Source organism: Neoaquamicrobium sediminum (assembly GCF_013240295.1).
In the GTDB taxonomy this organism is placed as follows: domain Bacteria; phylum Pseudomonadota; class Alphaproteobacteria; order Rhizobiales; family Rhizobiaceae; genus Aerobium; species Aerobium sediminum.
In genome coordinates this window covers 1,115,553-1,133,730 of the sequence record NZ_JABETK010000002.1, presented here as the reverse complement: position 1 = coordinate 1,133,730, position 18,178 = coordinate 1,115,553, and the positions used below count along the sequence as shown (strand labels likewise).

At 65.0% G+C, this 18,178-nt stretch carries 14 protein-coding genes and 2 pseudogenes; 15 read left to right on the top strand and 1 reads right to left on the bottom strand.

From position 1 onward, the window contains the following. The first annotated feature begins 50 nt into the window (after nt 1-50). The 3 genes and pseudogenes from HK436_RS17465 to HK436_RS17455 all read left to right on the top strand — a co-directional run bounded on the left by HK436_RS17465 (nt 51) and on the right by HK436_RS17455 (nt 6,037). Nucleotides 51-1,263: pseudogene (locus tag HK436_RS17465) on the top strand (deoxyguanosinetriphosphate triphosphohydrolase). 62 nt (nt 1,264-1,325) lie between these two features. After that, nucleotides 1,326-3,128 (top strand): arginine--tRNA ligase, encoded by a 1,803-nt coding sequence (gene argS / locus HK436_RS17460; protein ID WP_173191810.1) that lies wholly within the window; start codon nt 1,326-1,328, stop codon nt 3,126-3,128. Between the two features lie 56 nt (nt 3,129-3,184). Next, nucleotides 3,185-6,037, top strand: a complete 2,853-nt coding sequence (locus HK436_RS17455) for an SPOR domain-containing protein (RefSeq protein WP_173191808.1) — start codon at nt 3,185-3,187, stop codon at nt 6,035-6,037. 66 nt (nt 6,038-6,103) lie between these two features. Here the strand turns inward: HK436_RS17455 and HK436_RS17450 are convergent, their stop codons facing one another. Further along, entirely contained in the window at nt 6,104-7,012 is a 909-nt protein-coding gene (locus HK436_RS17450; protein ID WP_173191806.1) for an SDR family oxidoreductase, read from the bottom strand. A 90-nt stretch (nt 7,013-7,102) separates the two neighbouring features. Here HK436_RS17450 and HK436_RS17445 point away from each other — a divergent pair, with 90 nt between their 5' ends. The 12 genes and pseudogenes from HK436_RS17445 to surE all read left to right on the top strand — a co-directional run bounded on the left by HK436_RS17445 (nt 7,103) and on the right by surE (nt 18,174). Then, nucleotides 7,103-7,549 carry a TetR family transcriptional regulator gene (locus HK436_RS17445; protein WP_244649020.1) on the top strand — a complete coding sequence of 149 codons (447 nt, stop codon included), beginning with the start codon at nt 7,103-7,105 and terminating at the stop codon, nt 7,547-7,549. 331 nt (nt 7,550-7,880) lie between these two features. Continuing rightward, on the top strand, nt 7,881-9,089 hold the full coding sequence (cml, locus tag HK436_RS17440) for a CmlA/FloR family chloramphenicol efflux MFS transporter (RefSeq protein ID WP_173191804.1): 1,209 nt from the start codon (nt 7,881-7,883) through the stop codon (nt 9,087-9,089). Between the two features lie 88 nt (nt 9,090-9,177). Next, the gene (pip, locus tag HK436_RS17435; protein ID WP_173191802.1) at nt 9,178-10,134 is read left to right on the top strand and encodes a prolyl aminopeptidase; all 957 of its coding nucleotides are present in this window, start codon (nt 9,178-9,180) and stop codon (nt 10,132-10,134) included. A gap of 27 nt (nt 10,135-10,161) precedes the next feature. Further along, nucleotides 10,162-11,181 carry a beta-N-acetylhexosaminidase gene (nagZ, locus tag HK436_RS17430; RefSeq protein ID WP_173191800.1) on the top strand — a complete coding sequence of 340 codons (1,020 nt, stop codon included), beginning with the start codon at nt 10,162-10,164 and terminating at the stop codon, nt 11,179-11,181. A gap of 41 nt (nt 11,182-11,222) precedes the next feature. Further along, nucleotides 11,223-12,035: a segregation and condensation protein A gene (locus HK436_RS17425; RefSeq protein WP_173193573.1), complete on the top strand. Its 813-nt coding sequence runs from the start codon at nt 11,223-11,225 to the stop codon at nt 12,033-12,035. Further along, on the top strand, nt 12,028-12,762 hold the full coding sequence (scpB, locus tag HK436_RS17420) for an SMC-Scp complex subunit ScpB (RefSeq protein WP_173191798.1): 735 nt from the start codon (nt 12,028-12,030) through the stop codon (nt 12,760-12,762). The genes HK436_RS17425 and scpB overlap by 8 nt, the downstream gene beginning before the upstream one ends. Before the next feature lie 137 nt (nt 12,763-12,899). Beyond that, nucleotides 12,900-13,993, top strand: a pseudogene (locus HK436_RS17415) (ABC transporter ATP-binding protein). A 59-nt stretch (nt 13,994-14,052) separates the two neighbouring features. Continuing rightward, nucleotides 14,053-14,277: a twin-arginine translocase TatA/TatE family subunit gene (locus HK436_RS17410; protein WP_173191796.1), complete on the top strand. Its 225-nt coding sequence runs from the start codon at nt 14,053-14,055 to the stop codon at nt 14,275-14,277. A gap of 47 nt (nt 14,278-14,324) precedes the next feature. Then, nucleotides 14,325-14,930, top strand: coding sequence for a Sec-independent protein translocase protein TatB (gene tatB / locus HK436_RS17405; RefSeq protein WP_173191794.1), 606 nt, complete (start codon nt 14,325-14,327; stop codon nt 14,928-14,930). Next, nucleotides 14,927-15,769 (top strand): twin-arginine translocase subunit TatC, encoded by an 843-nt coding sequence (gene tatC / locus HK436_RS17400; RefSeq protein WP_173191792.1) that lies wholly within the window; start codon nt 14,927-14,929, stop codon nt 15,767-15,769. Before tatB ends, tatC begins: the two co-directional genes overlap by 4 nt. Before the next feature lie 99 nt (nt 15,770-15,868). Continuing rightward, nucleotides 15,869-17,170 (top strand): serine--tRNA ligase, encoded by a 1,302-nt coding sequence (gene serS, locus HK436_RS17395; protein ID WP_173191790.1) that lies wholly within the window; start codon nt 15,869-15,871, stop codon nt 17,168-17,170. Between the two features lie 236 nt (nt 17,171-17,406). After that, nucleotides 17,407-18,174: a 5'/3'-nucleotidase SurE gene (surE, locus tag HK436_RS17390; RefSeq protein ID WP_173191788.1), complete on the top strand. Its 768-nt coding sequence runs from the start codon at nt 17,407-17,409 to the stop codon at nt 18,172-18,174. Nucleotides 18,175-18,178: the final 4 nt, after the last annotated feature.

Genomic DNA, 18,178 nt, shown 5'->3' with positions numbered 1-18,178 from the left:
AGGGGCAAGTCAACAAGCCGGCGACCGGGGCTCGGCATCAGGTGACGGAATTGTCAGCATCTTTCGACGGGATCGGCTTCGGCTACCGGCCGCGTGCGGCGTATGCATGCGACCCGGCTTTGACGCGCGGCCGCTTTTACGATGAACCGGAAAGCCCGACGCGCACGCCGTTCCAGCGCGACCGCGACCGCATCATTCATTCCACCGCCTTTCGCAGGCTGAAGCACAAGACGCAGGTCTTTATCGCGCATGAGGGCGACCATTATCGTACGCGACTGACGCATTCGATCGAGGTCGCCCAGATCGCGCGGGCACTTGCACGGGCGCTGTGCGTGGACGAGGATCTGGCCGAGGCCATCGCTCTGGTGCACGATTTCGGTCACACGCCTTTCGGCCATACTGGCGAGGACGCGCTGGATGCGATGATGAAGCCGTGGGGGGCTTCGACCACAATGCGCAGTCGCTGCGTATCGTCACCCGCATCGAGCGGCGCTATGCGGAGTTCGAAGGTCTGAACCTGAGCTGGGAGACGCTGGAAGGGCTGGTCAAGCACAACGGGCCGCTGACGGATGGCGAGGGCAGGGGGCTTGCCGGGCCGGTGCCGGCAACCATCGTCAACTTCTCCGAGCTGTTCGATCTCGAGCTGGACAGGTTCGCGTCCGTGGAGGCGCAGGCGGCGGCGATTGCCGACGACATCGCCTACAATACGCACGACATCGACGACGGGCTGCGCGCGGGGTTGCTCAGCCTCGGCATGCTTGACGCGGTTCCGCTGCCAGCCGGGATACTCGCCGCCGTGCGCGCCAAATACCCTCGGCTCGATGACGTGCGAACCGGCCACGAACTGATGCGCCGGCAGATAACCGCCATGGTTGAGGATGTGATCGGCACCGCGCGCGCGATCTCGATGCGCTGACGCCGACGTCTAGCGCCGATATTCACAATGCGGGGCGGCCGGTCGTCACCTTCTCTGCCGAGATGGCGGCGAAAGAGAAGGAACTGAAGACGTTCCTCTATGCCAATCTCTACCGCCACCCGAGCGTGATGGCGGTGCGTGAGGGCGCGGACCGGATCGTGCGCAATCTCTTCGGCCACTATTTCGCCAACCCGCGCGACATGCCGGAGGGCTGGCGTGAGGGGCTGGACAGGGCGGAAGACCGGATCAAGGCGCGAGACGTCGCCGACTTCATCGCCGGCATGACGGACACTTATGCGATCAAGGAGCACCGGCGCTTGTTTGACCGGACTCCCGATTTGGGCTAGGCGAAGCGCGACTTTGCGGCCGCTATGGCCGCTCCTTTCCACATTCCGACAGAGTCGTCATCATGAACATCTTCGCGGATTTCGCGACCCGCATCGCTAAGGCCATCGAAACGCTCGACCTGAAGACCCCGGCGGGCGAGCGACCCGACCTTGCGCGCGTCACCGTCGAGCCGCCGCGCGATCCCAGCCATGGCGACCTGGCGACGAACGCGGCGATGGTGCTGGCCAAGGGGCTCGGTCAGAACCCGCGTGCGCTCGCCGAACAGATCGCCGGCGCGCTTCGCGATGACCCGGACGTGGCCGCCGCCGATGTGGCAGGACCCGGCTTCGTCAATCTGCGGCTGGCCGACGGGTTCTGGCAGGCGCGGCTTGGCGACGTGCTCGACGCGGCAACCGAATACGGCCGGTCGACCTTCGGCGGCGGCAAGAAGGTCAATGTCGAGTATGTGTCGGCCAATCCGACCGGGCCGATGCATGTCGGCCATTGCCGCGGCGCGGTGGTGGGCGATGCGCTGGCCAATATCCTGGGATTTGCCGGCTACGACGTCACCAAGGAATATTACATCAACGACGCCGGCGCGCAGATCGACGTGCTCGCCAACTCGGTGATGCTGCGTTACCGCGAGGCGCTGGGGGAAAACATCGGCGAGATTCCGGCGGGGCTTTACCCTGGCGACTATCTGGTGCCCGTCGGCAAGTCTCTGGCCGACGAATTCGGCCCGAAGCTTTTGTCGATGCCGCAGACCGAGGCGCTCGCGCTCGTCAAGGACCGGACGATCGACGCGATGATGGCGATGATCCGTGAGGACCTTGCCGCGCTCAACGTCAATCACGAGGTGTTCTTCTCCGAGCGCTCGCTGCATGCCGGCAATGGCGGGGCGATCCGCACCGCGATCAACGACCTGACGATGTCCGGCCATGTCTACAAGGGCAAGCTGCCGCCGCCCAAGGGCGAGAAGAACGACGACTGGGAAGACCGCGAGCAGACGCTATTCCGCTCGACCGATGTCGGTGACGACATGGATCGGCCGCTGATCAAGTCGGACGGCGCCTACACCTATTTCGCGGCCGACGTCGCCTACATGAAGGACAAGATCGGTCGCGGTTTCGAACAGCTCGTATTTATTCTCGGCGCCGACCACGGCGGCTATGTCAAGCGCATGGAGGCATTGGGCAAGGCCCTTTCGGGCGGCACGGTCGATGTGACGATCCTGCTGTGCAACCTCGTAAAGCTGTTCCGCGACGGCGAGCCGGTGCGCATGTCCAAGCGCTCGGGCGAGTTCGTCACGCTGCGCGAGGTGGTCGACGAGGTCGGCCGCGACCCGATCCGCTTCATGATGCTCTACCGCAAGAATTCCGAGCCGCTCGATTTCGACTTCGCCAAGGTGACGGAGCAGTCGAAGGACAATCCGGTCTTCTACGTCCAGTACGCTTCGGCGCGCTGTCATTCGGTGTTCCGGCAGGCGAAGGAGCAGCTTGGCGATAGCTGGATCGAGCGCGCCTCGATGAAGGAGGCCGCGCGGCTTCTCGTCGACGAGGGGGAGATCGCCGTCATCCGCAAGCTGACGGAATACCCACGGCTGATCGAAGCCGCGGCCCAGGCCATGGAGCCGCACCGGCTCGCTTTCTACCTCTACGATCTCGCGCAGGTGTTCCACGCGCACTGGAATCGCGGCACCGACAACCCGGACTTACGGTTTGTTAAGGTTAACGACCCACAATTGACGCATGCCAGACTGGGTCTGGTGCAGGCCGTTTCGGATGTTTTGACATCCGGCCTTGCGTTGGTGGGTGCCGCAGCACCCGCGAAATGCGCTAAGGTTCACCAAACGTTCTGTCACCTTTTACCCACAATGCGCTGGTAGGGCCAACCCCAAGTGACGTCGCCGGCGTCCGACCCAGTATGAGTGCGGGAAAAAGCATGGCAGACACAAACCAGAGCAGGCGCTCGGATTTTACGGAATTTTCGGATAACGATCCCTTCGCGGAATTGACGCGCATCATGGGGCAGGCCCCAAGAGCGCCCGAGCCCGCCAAGCCCGTTGCACAGGACGATTTCGACCTCGACCTCGATCTTGAAAAAGAGCTGATGGGCGATCTCGATTTCAGGGAGTTCGACGAGCCGAAAAGCGAAGAGCCCGAGGCGCAGGCCTCGGAGCCGGAGTGGCAGCATGCTGCCGAGGCCGAGGACGAGTATCAGCCGGCGCAGCACCATAGCGAGTCCCAGCCGGTCGAAGCCGCCGACGCCTCCATCGATTTCGATATGGCGGCAGAAGCCTTTGTCGAGGACGAGGTGCACGCCTTCGATCCCGAGCCGGAGATGGTCGAGGACGATGCCGTCGAGATGGCGTTGGAGCCGGAGGCGGTTGCCGCCACCAGCCCGGAGCCCGTGCAAGGCGACTTCGAGATGTCGCTCGAGCGCGAACTGGTTGGCGATGACGCCCGGTTCGAGGCTCCTTCCGAAGAGCCGGAGGCCTTCGAGGCAGAGACCTACGAGGGGGATGCTTACAACGCCGTCGAAGCTCCGCATGCGGAAGAGCCTGTCGATTTCGGGCCGGAGGAATCCTCGCCAGCGTCCGCCCAGGGCGACGACGGCATGGCCGAGGTTGATATGGATTTCGGCATGCTGGAGCAGGAGCTCGCCGCTGCCGTCGAGCCTGCCATGGCGCCGTCACGCGCGATCGACCCCGCCGCCGACGACTGGCAGCCCGAGCCGTTTGCCGAAAGCGAGCCTGAAGCGACTTCCAGCGAGGAGTCATTCGGGCCGGTCTTTTTCGCGCCCGCAGATGAGACGGAACCCGCACCCGAAGAGAGTGTTGCCGCAGAACTCAGCCTTGAAGACGAGCTGAGTGCATTGCTTGGCGAGGGCTCAGCGCAGCCTGAAGCGGCGCATGAGGAGCCGCAACCGATCGTTGCGCCCGTGGCTGTAGCGCCAGTCGACGACTGGAAGCCTGCCGTCAGCACATTTGGCCGCTCGAACTTTGCGGCGATGCGCGAGACTGCGCCGGTTGCCGAGCCTGCTGAAGCGCCGACTGCCGAGACGCTGACAGCCGAGACCTACGAGGCCGAGGAAGCGCCTTTTGAGGCCGAGGCGGACACGCCGCTCGAAGATACCTTCGCCGAGATATTCGGTCTCGATTCAGAGCCCGAAATCAAGGAACCCGAAAGCCAGCCGGAAATGCAGCAGCAGCCCGAGGCCAGCGGCGTCGAGGCGCTTGCCACATGGCAGCCTGAACGGACGTTCAGCGCGGCTGCTCCAGTGGCAGCGGTGGCGGCGGCCAGTGCCGCGCCGGATATCGAGACCATCGACGTTGCCGAGTCCGCTCAGGCCATGGTCGACGATCTCGACATTCCGGAACCCGACTACGGCGCACCGGCGCCTTCGAACGGTCTCTACGACGATCTCGAGGGCGAGATCGCGCAGGCGTTCGGCGACATGTCCATGGACGAGCCCGCGCCGGCAGCCCAGCCGTCGAGCGCACCCGAGTGGGGTGTTGCAGCCGCGGCCACCGGAGCCGCTGCCTATGCCGCGACGGCTGCCTCCTCGGCATCGGCTGCGCAAGCCTCCCATGATCACCAGCAGCCATCGGCCGATGCCTACGCTGTCGGCGAAGGGCAGTGGCAGACGGATAACGGGTTCGCGGACGACGATTTCAACTACGAGACCGATCTCGAACAGGCGATCGCCATGTCCTCCTACGAGGACGAGCCGGTTGCCCGGACCTATCCGCGCAACCGCAACCTTATGATTGCAGCGGTCGTTGCGGGCGTGGCCGTGGTTGGCGGCGTTGGTGTCTTCGCGATGTCGCTTTTCGGCGGTGGCTCCGATGAGCCGGCTATCGTGCGCGCCGGCGACGATCCGATGAAGGTGCGGCCGGAAAATCCCGGCGGTACGACCGTGCCGAACCAGGACAACGAGGTCTATCAGCGCGTCACAGGCGGTGCCTCAGACGCGGCGCCGGAGCAAGAGCGGCTTATCAGCACCTCCGAGGAACCGGTCAATATCGAGGCCCGCAGCGAGCAGCAGGCAGCGCTCCCGTCCGCGATAGGCGAAGCTGTCGAAGAGCCGACGGCCGCAGGAAACGACACCGCCGCGGGCGAGCAGAACGTTGCCGCAGCCGCACCGAAGGCAGACGATCGCATCGAACCGGTGGCCGAGGCAGAAGGCGTTGGAGCCAGCAACGACGTGCTGGCTGTCGCGCCGCGCCGCGTTCGCACTATGGTCGTTCGCTCGGATGGCACCATGGTGCCGCGCGAGGATCCGACGCCGGCGCAGCCCGAGCAGACCAATCTGGCCGCCGCCACCGTTGGCGATGCGCAGCCGCTGGCGCCAGCAGGCGCAGACGCCCAGGATGAAGGGCCGTCGGTCGAGACACCTGCTACCGTTTCGGTCGTGCCTTCGCAGCGCCGCGAACCGCAGCAAACCGCAGCGGCCGCACCGCAGCAGCCGGTGGTTCAGCAGCCTGCAACGCAGACGCCCGCGGCAACGCCAGTCTCTGCGCCGGCCGCTGCAGCACCCGCGGCAGGGGCCAGCGCGTGGTCGATGCAGATCGCCTCGCAGCCGACCGCCGAGGGCGCGCAGGCTACCTACCAGGATCTTGCGCGTCGTTACGGCAACGTGCTGGAGGGCAGGGGCGTGAACATCGTGCGCGCCGACATCGATGGCCTCGGCACCTATTACCGGGTTCGCATTCCGGCCAACACGCGGGACGAGGCGATCCAGCTCTGCACCCGCTACAAGGCGGCCGGCGGAAGCTGCTTCGTATCGCGCTGACGCGTGATCCTCAGCCGCGAAACATGAAGCCGCCGCGCCTCAAAGCGCGGCGGTTTTTTCTGGGCTCTACCTGTAGCCGGTCGTATCCGAGGGCTTTCCGGCTTCGCGCACTTCCGTGATGTAGCGCCATGCGTCCGGTTGCGACCCATCAAGGTCGGTGAAGCCGTAGACCTGCGCGAGTTGCCCGCTGGAGAGCGACTGGCCGTTCCAGCGGGCACGCTCGGGATCGGCAGCGAGGGCCGCGACGGCGCGGCCGACATAGCGCGGTGTTTCGGAGATCGCGAAATCCGGCTCCTTCGCAGTGGCGTCACGCCAGTTCGCTTCCGAAACCCCGTAATGCTCCAGCATCATTTCCGAGCGCAGCCAGCCGGGCGTGAGCGAAACGGCGGTTGCGCCGTGCGGCGCGAGGTCCTTCGCGTGCGCCCAGCCCAGCCGGTTGATCGCCACCTTGGCGAGATCGTAGAAGGGCGAAATCCGGTAGTGATCGGCGTTGTAGTCGGCCGTGCCGTCGGTAACCTCGACCAGCAAGCCGCCGGGCCGTTCGATCAGCAGGGGCAGGGCGTAGTGCGCTGTGATCAGGTGCGTGTCGATCGCCAAACGCAGCATGCGCAGGCCCTTCTCGAGGTCGTGTTTCCAGACGGGCGTGTCCCATTCCACGAACAGTTCGCCGCCCCAGATATCGTTGACGAGCACATCCAGACGGCCGTGTTCGGCACGGATGCGAGACACAAGCGCGGCCACCTGGTCCGACTCCAGGTGATCGACCGGCACGGCGATGCCGTGGCCACCCAGCGTATCGACCAGCTCGGCCGTTTCCTCGATCGTCTCGGGCCGGCGATACTCGGACTGCCGGGTGCGCGTGGTGCGTCCAGTCACGTAGACGGTCGCGCCGGCCGCACCGAGTTCGGCTGCGATGCCGCGTCCGGCACCCCGGGTGGCGCCGGCGACCAAAGCGACTTTGCCTTGCAGTTTCATCGTGTCTTCCTCATTCATCAGTCGCGGCGGGTTGCTCCGCGCGGTTCGATTATTTATAAACAAACATTCGTTTACTAATGTGAAGGCAGCATGGCAAGACCCCGGAAGATGCCCGACGAGGTGATTTTCAACCATGTTCATGCCCTGATGCAGGAGCGTGGGGCTGAAGGCGTGACATTCGCATCGGTGGCCGAACGCAGCGGGCTTTCGGGTGCGAGCCTGGTCCAGCGGTTCGGTACCAAGCAGATGCTGGTGCATGCCGCCCTGGTTCACGCGTGGCAGGGGCTGGAGGAACGCACGCGGCGTGTTGCGGAAGAGGCCGAGCGCTCCCCGCAAGGGGCGGTGCTGCTGCTTCAAAAGCTGTCCGGAAGTTACGGCGACATCGATACATACGCCGACAACCTGCGGATATTGCGCGAGGATTTGCGCGATCCGGAGCTGCGCGCGCGCGCGCCGCGTGGGTCGAGACACTTGTGGCGGCGCTGGACCAGTGTTTCGCGGCGACACCCGGCGCGCCTGAGGGCGTCGGACGGCTGATGGTCGCGCAGTGGCAGGGCGCGCTGCTGCTGTGGGGTTTCTCACCGGACGGGGCGGTCGACCTTTTCGTGCGAGAACATCTGGAGCGGTTCGTGCGAACGCTGGCGCGCTAGCTGGACCTTGGCGCTTGCCTTGCGGTCATTGACGGCTGCTGGTATGAGCCGGCCATTCATTCGCTGACACGACAGCCGAGTAGTCGCCATGGGTTCGAAAAAATCAGACCGGTAAGCCGCAACAGCCTTCTTGTTGTTGCGGCGTTCTGTTCGATCCCAACCTTCCTTTAGCGATGCAGATCGCCGCCGAATCTCATTCATTCGTGCGGATTTCTGATATGCCTATCCAACAACCCCGGCTGTGGACCTACAGCCTGCCGGTGGCGCTTGCGCTGCTGGCTCCCTTCAACCTGCTCGCTTCTCTGGGCATGGACATCTACCTGCCGGTCGTGCCGTCGATGCCCGGCATCCTAGGCACCACGCCGGGCGTGGTTCAACTCACGCTGACGCTCTACATGATCGTGCTCGGCGTAGGGCAACTGCTGTTCGGGCCGCTATCGGACCGGATCGGCCGACGTCCGGTGCTGATGTGCGGGGCGCTGCTGTTTGCCGGCGCGTCCTTCGCCCTGGCGTGGGCGGAAACGGCGTGGCCGTTCCTGGCGCTGAGGCTCGTGCAGGCGATCGGCGCGTCGGCGATGCTGGTCGCGCTGTTCGCGACGATCCGCGACGTCTATGCGGAACGGCTGGAAAGCACCGTCATCTATAGCCTGATGAACGCGATGCTGGCGTTCGTTCCGGCGCTCGGGCCTATTGCCGGGGCATTGATCGCCGGCGGCTTCGGCTGGCGCGGCATCTTCGTGGCGTTGGGCGTGCCGGCGCTTGCCATGCTGGCGATCGCATTGCCGACCTGGCACGAAACGCGTCCGATACAGCGGGCGGGCGCAGGCGGGGGCGGTTTCCTGCCGATCCTGCGCAGCCCTGCCTTCTGGGCCTATACCTGCGCATTTGGCACGGCGATGGGCACGTTCTTCGTGTTCTTCTCCACGGCGCCGCGTGTATTGATGGCCGGTGCAGGCATGAGCGAGCTGCAATTCAGCCTCGCCTTCGCCACCGTGGCGCTGGCGATGATCGTGACGGCCCGGTTTGCCAAGAGCTTCGTCGCCCGCTGGGGGATACCGGGAAGCGTGGCTCGCGGCATGATCCTGTTGCTCGTCGGTGCGGCAATGCTGCTGGCCGGCCAGCTGTGGCTGGAGCCGTCCTTCGTCGTGTTCATTCTGCCGATGTGGCTCGTGGCCGTGGGCATCGTCGTTACCACCGCGGTGACGGCGAACGGCGCGCTGCAGGAATTCTCCGACGTTGCGGGAACGGCCGTGGCGCTGCATTTCTGCATCCAGAGCCTGATCGTCGGCGTGGTCGGCACGCTATTCGTGCTCATACTCGATGGCGATACGGCATGGCCGCTGGTCGGATATGCGGCCGGGATGGCGATCGTGACGCTTGCTGCCGTCGGCGGGATGACGCGGCGCGCCCGGATGCAGGCAGGGTGACGCGAAGCGGGCGGTGGCGTTTCGGCTGCCGCCCGCTTTGGTGCCGCTGGGCGATTGACCGTAGCGCCTAGTGCTTTATCGAGCGGGCATGACGAAAAGCCCTCCCACAAAACCGTTTGATTCCGGCTTGCTGCGGATGCCAGATGGAGCCGAGATCTATTGGGAGGCGTCGGGCAATCCTCGCGGCAAGCCCGCCCTCTATCTCCATGGCGGCCCCGGCAGTGGTCTTCGTTCCGGCAGCTACCGCAGCCACTTCGATCTCGAACGTTATTTTCTGATCGGCATCGACCAGCGCGGTTGCGGCCGCAGCCGCCCCTCGGTCAACGAGGCGCCAGAAAGCCTGCAGGCAAATACCACGCAGGCACTCATTGAGGACATCGAAGCGGTGAGGGCACATCTCGGCGTCGTCCGGTGGCTTGTTTCAGGCGTATCGTGGGGCACGACGCTCTCGCTCGCCTATGCCCTGGCGCACCCGGATCGGGTGACGGAACTCGCGCTGGTGGCGGTGACGACCACCAGTCGCGAAGAAGTCGACTGGCTCACCGAGGGCATGGGCCGGATTTTCCCGGAAGCCTGGCAGCGGTTCGAGGCGGAATCGGTAAGGACGGCCGGCGAAAGGATCGTGGAAGCCTATGCGCGACGGTTGGCGACCGGCGAGCAGCACGAACGACAAGCGGCAGCGCGCGCCTGGAATGCCTGGGAATCGGTACACATCTCGCTCGACCCTAACTGGGCACCGATTGAAAGCCGCTTTGACGAGGCGCGGGGGCTCGCCTTCGCGACGCTCGTCACACACTACTGGGCAAATGACGGGTTTCTGCGAAATGGCGACGAGATCGTGTCTCGCATTGCCGACATCGCGCATATTCCGGCGATGCTGATCCACGGTCGCCGCGACATCAGCGGGCCAGCGATAATCGCATGGCGGCTGCACCGTTCATGGCCGGCGAGCCGGCTGCACATCGTCGAGAGCGAAGGGCACGGGGGACCGGAGTCCTTTGCGATCCTGCGCGATGCGCTCGACGTCTTCGCCAAGGTGCGCTGAGGCCCGCGAGCGGCTATGATTCCGCGCATGAGCGAATCAAAAGCAATGATCCTTGGGGCGTCGGGCACGACGCTCACCGCCGACGAGAAAGCCTTCTACCGCGACGAGCGGCCGTGGGGGTTCATCGTCTTTGCCCGCAACGTCGCCGAGGTCGAGCAGATGCGCGACCTGACCGCCGCGATGCGGGACTGCGTCGGCCGGCCGGATGCGCCGGTCTTCGTCGACCAGGAAGGCGGGCGCGTTCAGCGCCTGCGTCCGCCGCTGGCGCCGGCCTATCCGTCCGGTTCGGCGCTCGGCGCGCTCTACCGGAGCAACCGCGAGGCCGGATTGCGGGCGGCATGGCTGATGTCGCGCCTGCATGCGTTCGACCTTCTGAAATGCGGTCTCAACGCCGACTGCCTGCCGGTGCTGGATGTTCCGGTCGAGGGTGCGCACGACGTGATCGGCAGCCGCGCCTACGGCAAGGACCCGGAGACCGTCACCGAGATGGGCCGCGAGGCAATGGCGGGTTTGCAGGCCGGCGGCGTGCTTCCGGTCATCAAGCACATGCCCGGCCATGGCCGCGCCTTCGCCGACAGCCATCACAACCTGCCGACCGTGGATGCTTTGCTCGATGAACTGCGCGCCCATGACTTCGCCCCATTCAAGGCGCTGAGAGACGCTCCGATGGCGATGACCGCGCACGTCGTCTACACCGCCATCGATCCCGACAATCCGGCCACCACGTCGGCCAAGGTCGTGGAAGAGATCATCCGTGGGGAAATCGGCTTCGAGGGGCTTCTGATGAGCGATGACGTCTCCATGAACGCGCTTTCTGGGGATTTCGCGCAGCGCACGGATGGAATTGTTGCAGCGGGCTGCGATGTCGTTCTTCACTGCAATGGCGTTATGGACGAGATGCGCGCCGTTGTGGGGCGCGTTCCTGCGCTTTCAGGCGAGGCGCTGGCGCGTGCCGACCGGGCGCTGACGGGGTTAGGCACGCAGGACAACACGTCGGAGACGGCCGTCCGAGAGGAATTCGCCTCCTGGTTCGAGGCGGTGGCATAGGAAACGATTTGAGCGCGAACGCGGACAAAAAGGCCACGCCGATGGAACGGCTCTGGGCCGATGGCGAGGAGAGCCGTGGGGTCTCCGAGCCGGCGCTTGTGGTCGACGTCGACGGCTTCGAAGGCCCGCTCGACCTGCTTCTGCATCTGGCGCGCAACCAGAAGGTGGACCTTGCCCGCATTTCGGTGCTGGCGCTGGTCGAGCAGTACATCGCCTTCGTCGAAAGCGCGCGGCGGCTGCGGCTGGAGCTTGCCGCCGACTATCTGGTGATGGCGGCGTGGCTGGCTTTCCTGAAGTCGAAGCTGCTGATCCCCAAGCAGCCGGGCGACGAGGGCGAGAGCGGCGAGGAACTTGCGGCGGTGCTGCAGTTCCGGCTCAAGCGACTGGAGGCGATGCGCGATGCCGCGGCGCGCCTAGTCAACCGCAACCGGCTCGGCCGCGACGTCTTCGCGCGCGGCATGCCGGAAACGGTGATCATCGACAAGCGCAACGAATATTCGGCCTCGCTCTACGATCTGCTGACGGCCTACGCGGCGCAGCGCCAGCGGCAGGCGATCACCAATGTGCGCATTGCAAAGCGTGGCGTGTGGTCTCTCAAGGAAGCGCGCGAGATCCTGACCCGCCTTGTCGGCGAGATCCGCGACTGGACAGCGCTCGACACGTTCCTGATCCGCTACATGACAACGCCGGAAGAGCGGGCGACGGCGATTGCCAGCTCGTTTGCGGCCAGCCTCGAACTGGTGCGCGAGGGCGCTATCGAGGTTCGGCAGGATGCGCCTTTCGCGCCGCTGTTCCTGCGCGGGCGGGCCAAAGCTGCGGCCGAGCCGGCACCCGGAGAGGTGATCCATGACTGAGAGAGGCGCCAACGTCATTCCCTTCGCGCCCGAGACCGGAGACGAGGCGGACATGGACAATCCGGCCGGCGGTCTGCATCTCGCCGAGGCTGTGCGCATGGCTGAAGCGATCGTCTTCGCGTCTGCCGAGCCGGTGTCGCACAAGGCGCTTGCGGCGCGCCTGCCCGAAGGCACCGACGTGCCGGCCGTGATGGAAGAAGTGCGCAGGCAATATGAAAGGCGCGGCGTCAATCTCGTGCAGGTCGGGGACGCATGGGCGTTCCGGACTGCGGGCGATCTCGCATTCCTGATGAGCCGCGACGCGGTGCAGCAGAAGAAGCTTTCTCGCGCCGCGCTCGAAGTTCTCGCGATCATCGCCTACCACCAGCCGGTGACGCGCGCGGAAATCGAGGAAATCCGCGGCGTCGAGACTTCCAAGGGCACGCTCGATCTGTTGCTGGAAACCGGTTGGGTGCGCATGCGCGGGCGGCGGCGCACGCCTGGCCGTCCGGTCACCTACGGCACAGCCGAAAGTTTCCTCGACCATTTCGGGCTGGAGGAAATCCGGGATCTGCCGGGCATGGACGAGCTCAAGGGGGCGGGCCTGCTATCTGCCCGGATGCCGTCGAACTTCGCCGTGCCGCAGCCCGCGGCCGACCCTGACGCGCTCACCGACGACGAGGATCCGCTGACGGATATAGACCTCGAGGAGCTGGGTCTGCTGACGCCGCGCGTGACGGACGACTGAGAACGCTTTCAAACCGGTGGAACATGGCTTACATGCTTTCCCGCGCAGCCGATCGGTTGCGCGGCATTTTTTCGTGCGAGTTGCTGCCAGCCGTCCCGAAACGCTAAGGGGATGCTGGCGGTGAGGGAAGATCGGTGATGGCGGTAGCGGCGACAAGGGTGACGGCAGGCGTTTCATTCGCCGCGCGCCTTGCGTTCGACCGGATCAGCCACGCGTTCTCGCCATCTGCTGCCACGCTGCATGATGTGTCGCTTGCGGCGGAACCCGGCGAGGTGCTGTGCCTGCTCGGGCCGTCGGGTTCGGGCAAGACGACGCTGCTGCGGATTGCCGCCGGGATAGAGGCGCAGACGCGTGGAAGCGTCTATCTCAACGACCAGGAGATCGCCGGTCCCAATGTGTTCCTGCCGCCGGAGCAGCGGTCTATCGGCCTCGTCTTCCAGGATTTCGCGCTCTTTCCGCATCTGACGATCCGGAGAATGTCCGGTTCGGGTTGACGGCCCTGTCGCGCGACGAAGCGAAACGGGAAGCGATGATTTCGCTCGGCCGTGTCGGCTTGCAGGACTATGCGAACGCCTATCCGCACGTGCTTTCCGGCGGCGAGCAGCAGCGCGTGGCGCTGGCGCGCGCCATTGCCCCGCGTCCGGCCGTGCTCCTGATGGACGAGCCGTTTTCCGGCCTCGATTCACGGCTGAAGGATTCCGTGCGCGCCGAGACGCTTGCGATCCTGCGCCAAAGTCGCGCAACCGCCATAGTCGTGACGCATGATGCGGAAGAGGCGATGCGAATGGGCGACCGCATCGCGCTCCTGAAGGATGGACGACTGGTCCAGCTCGGCACCGCCGAAGAGCTTTACAACCGGCCGGCCAGCCTATTTGCCGCCGGCTTCTTCTCGGAGATCAACGTCTTCGAGGGCAGGGTGGCAGACGGTGCCGTCGATACGCCGCTGGGCCGGTTCGAGGCTTCGGGACTGGCCGACGGCACAGAGGCATCGGTCGCGTTCCGGCTGTCTGCTTTCGACGTTTCGCCGACGGATGGCGATATACCGGCACGGATCGTGTCGCGCCGGTTTCTGGGTGTCGTGGAACTGCTTGAACTTGCCGTTCCCGGCGCCGATCGCCCCCTGCGGGCGCGGATCAGGTGCGGCGCTTTGTCCAGCCCGGAGCGTGAAATTTGGCTCACGGTGAGGAAAGCCGATGTGCTTGTGTTTGAAAGAACGAGCGAAAGCGCATAAATCAACCCTGAGGCCGCAGCGAGGCGGCTGAGGGAAACATTCGAAAAGAGAGCGAATTAATGGGTACCTTCTCTATCTGGCACTGGCTGATCGTTCTGGTCGTGGTGCTGCTGCTGTTCGGCCGTGGCAAGATTCCGGAACTGATGGGCGACATGGCCAAGGGCATCAAGAGCTTCAAGAAGGGCATGTCCGACGACGACGAGGCGGATTCCGCCAAGACGGTCGAGCACCGTTCCGACGAGACGGTCGCGTCCGCCAAGGAAAAGGCCGGCAAGACGTCCTGACGCGCTACCGCGCGCCGCAGCCCTTCCCGTCGCGGAGTTGACGAACGATGTTTGACATCGGCTGGCCCGAAATGCTGGTGATCGCGGTCGTATTGATCGTGGTCGTCGGGCCCAAGGACTTGCCCAAGATGCTGCGCACCTTTGGCCGGACGACGGCCAAGCTGCGTGTCATGGCCGGCGATTTCCGCAAACAGTTCGACGAGGCCCTCAAGGAGGCTGAACTCGACGACCTGAAGTCGGTCGCCGACGACATGCGCGCGCTCAATCCGAAGAACGAGATCAGGAAGGCGCTCTCGCCGATGGAAAAGGCGGCGCAGGACGTGCGATCCGGCCTCGATGCGGCCATGAAGCCGACCAAGCCAGCCGCGGCGGAGCCCGCACCAGCCGAGGCGAAGGCCGCCGAGCCGCTCAAGACGGGCGCGACCGCAATGCCCGGCGAGGCGGCAGCCGCAACGAAGCCGTCGCCCAAGGCGCCTGCGAAGGCCAACGGCGCAGCCGCGCCGGCCACCAAAAAGGTTACGGCACCCAAGCAGGCGGCAGCCAAACCATCAGCCAAGACGACCGCGGCCAAGAAGCCTGCTGCTTCATCTGCGAAAGCGACCGCAGCGCCGAAGAAGGCAACCAAGCCCAAGAGCGGCGGAAACGCAGCATGACCACCCCTGAAGACGACGAGATCGACAAGTCCTCGGCGCCGCTGCTCGAGCATCTCATCGAACTGCGCTCGCGGCTCATGTGGTCGCTGGGCGGGTTCTTCATCGCCTTCCTGATCTGCTTCTATTTCGCCAAGGGGCTGTTCAACCTGCTGGTGCTGCCCTTCCAGTGGGCGACCGAATGGGCGGGGCTCGATGCGTCCAAGGTCGACCTGATCTATACCGCGCCGCAGGAATTCTTCTTCACGCAGATCAAGCTCGGCATGTTCGGCGGGCTGATCATCGCTTTCCCGCTGATAGCCACGCAGCTCTACAGGTTCGTGGCGCCGGGGCTCTACCGCAACGAGCGCATGGCGTTCCTGCCGTTCCTGGTGGCCTCGCCGATCCTGTTCCTGATCGGCGCGGCGCTCGTCTACTTCTTCTTCACGCCGATGGTGATGTGGTTCTTCCTGTCGATGCAGCAGGTAGGCCCCGACCAGGAAATCCAGATCTCGCTGCTGCCGCGCGTGTCCGAATATCTCGGCCTGATCATGACGCTGATCCTGGCCTTCGGGCTGGTGTTCCAGCTTCCGGTGGTCACGACGCTGATGGCGCGCGTGGGACTGATCTCGGCCGCGACGCTGGTCGACAAGCGCAAATGGGCGATCGTCATCGCCTTCGTTGTTGCGGCCGTGCTGACACCGCCCGATCCGGTCAGCCAGATCGGCCTCGCCCTGCCGACGATCATTCTCTACGAGATCTCGATCTGGCTGGTGAAGCGCATCGAGAGGACGAGGGCGCGGGAAGAGGCGAAGCGCAAGGCGAACGAGGACGAGTCGGGCGAGCCGAACCCGGCTGAGTGACCGGCGCGGGCGCTGCCCGCCGCTTGACGCTTGCTTCGAATCCATTGCGGTTTACCCCCTCGGACGCCTTTCATGGCTCACCGAGGACATTGCCACACCATGCTCGACATCAGATGGATTCGCGAAAACCCGCAGGCCCTTGCCCAGGCGCTGGAGAAGCGTGGGCAGTCCGGCGAGGCCGCGCGATCGGTGGTCGAGGATCTGATCGCCAGGGACGAGGCGCGGCGGGCGCATCTCGTGGCGCTGCAGGAGAAGCAGGAACGCCGCAATGCCGCCTCCAAGGAGATCGGCAACGCGATGCGGGCGGGAGACTCGGCGCGAGCCGAAGAACTCAAGGCAGAAGTCGCCGGGATCAAGGAATTCATCCAGTCGGGCGAGGCGACCGAGCGCGAGCTCGACAAGGCGCTCGCCGACGCGCTCGCGGTCATTCCCAACCTGCCGCTCGACGACGTGCCGGTCGGCAAGGATGAGGCCGACAATGTCGAAGTGCGCCGGGTGGGCGAACCGAAGCGCTCGAACTCGTCGAAGGAGCATTTCGAGCTCGGCGAGGCGCTCGGCCAGATGGATTTCGAACGCGCGGCAAAGCTTTCCGGATCGCGCTTCACGGTGCTTTCGGGTCAGCTCGCGCGGCTGGAACGCGCCCTCGGCCAGTTCATGCTCGACCTGCACGTGACCGAGCATGGCTACACCGAGGTGCAGCCGCCGCTGCTGGTCCGCGACGAGGTGCTGTTCGGCACCAACCAGTTGCCGAAGTTCGAGGACGACCTGTTTTTCGTAAAGCATGGCGACGGCCGGCTCGGGCTCATCCCGACCGCCGAGGTTTCGCTGACCAACCTCGTGCGTGAGGAGATCGTGGCGACGGACAAGCTGCCGTTGCGCTATACCGCGCTGACGCCGTGCTTCCGTTCAGAGGCCGGCTCGGCGGGGCGCGATACGCGCGGCATGCTGCGCCAGCACCAGTTCTACAAGGTCGAGATGGTCTCGATCACGGACCAGGAAAGCTCGATTGCCGAGCATGAGCGGATGACGGAATGCGCCGAGACGGTGTTGAAGCGCCTCGACCTGCCGTTCCGCACCGTGGTGCTGTGCACCGGCGACATGGGTTTTGGCGCACGGAAAACCTACGATATCGAGGTGTGGCTGCCCGGCCAGAACAGCTATCGCGAGATTTCGTCCTGTTCGGTCTGCGGCGATTTCCAGGCGCGGCGTATGAACGCCCGCTACCGTCCCACCGAGGGCAAGGGGGCTGCATTCGTGCACACGCTCAACGGTTCGGGCGTCGCGGTCGGTCGCGCGCTGATCGCCGTCATGGAAAATTACCAGAACGAGGATGGCTCGATTAGCATTCCGGAAGCATTGCGGCCCTATATGGGTGGCATCGAGAAGATCGAGGCTGCCTGACAACGGGATATGGCTGAAATGTTCGCGCCCTACGTTGCCCCCTCTGTCCTGCCGGACATCCCCCACAAGGGGGAGATCAGCTTTCAAAGCTGCCGACGCTCCACCCGAAGCGCGGGCGGTTGGCGATAGCGTCGGCGACAGCCGATCTCCCCCGTGTGGGGGAGATGTCCGGCAGGACAGAGGGGGCGCGAAGGAGCTCGACCTTCCTCGTTGAATCAGCAACCAGAGAACCACTGATGCGTATCCTTCTGACGAATGACGACGGCATCCATGCCGAGGGGCTCCAGGTGCTGGAGCGGATCGCAAGGCAGTTCACCGACGAGGTGTGGGTCGTGGCGCCGGAGACCGACCAGTCGGGCTTCGCACATTCGCTGTCGCTGTCGGAGCCGCTGCGCATGCGCAAGGTGCGCGACAAGCACTATGCGGTGCGCGGCACGCCGACCGACTGCGTCATCATGGGCGTGCGCAAGCTGATGCCGGAGCCGCCGGACCTTATCCTGTCGGGCGTCAATTCCGGCTCCAACGTTGCCGACGACGTCACCTATTCCGGCACGATCGCGGGCGCGATGGAGGGCACGCTGCTCGGCATACGCTCGATCGCGCTGAGCCAGGGCTATTCGGTGACGGAAGAAGGCCGGACGGTGCGGTGGGAGACGACCGAGCATCACGCGCCGGCGGTGCTCAAGAAGCTGATGGGGCTGTCTCTGCCCGAAAACGTCTTCCTCAACCTGAATTTCCCCAATTGCGGGCCAGACGACGTGAAGGGCGTGACCGTCACGAGCCAGGGCAAGCTCGTTCACGGGCTCTGGCTCGACGAGCGCAAGGACGGTCGCGGCTTTCCGTATTTCTGGCTGCGTTTCGGGCGTGAGCCGGGCGAGGTGCGGGACGGCACCGATCTCGCGGCACTTCGGGCCGACCAGATTTCCGTGACGCCGCTGCACATGGACCTGACGGCCTATGCCGTGAAGGACCAGATCACCAACGCATTGGCAAAGGCCGGGTGACGGG